Source organism: Paenibacillus sp. J2TS4 (assembly GCF_018403245.1).
Lineage (GTDB): Bacteria > Bacillota > Bacilli > Paenibacillales > NBRC-103111 > Paenibacillus_L.
On record NZ_BOSH01000070.1, the window covers coordinates 1 to 231 of the forward strand.

The window sequence follows — 231 nt, forward strand, 5'->3', positions numbered from 1 at the left end:
TTAAGAATAAGCGCTCGAAGTACAAGCATTTGCGAAAGCAGCTGCAGCAACTGGGGACAGCCTCCGCTCGCCGTAAGTTAAAGCGGATCGGGGGACGAGAAAACCGCTGGATGACAGATATCAATCACCGGATATCCAAGGCACTCGTCCGCCGATATGGGGCCCATACGTTGTTTGTACTGGAAGACTTAACGGGTGTTCGAAACCGTACAGAGCGGGTTCGGGTCCAGG

At 53.7% G+C, this 231-nt stretch carries 1 pseudogene; it reads left to right on the plus strand.

Annotation, left to right across the window (positions count from 1 at the left end):
* Window positions 1-231, plus strand: a pseudogene (locus KJS69_RS29480) (RNA-guided endonuclease InsQ/TnpB family protein); the annotation flags it as partial.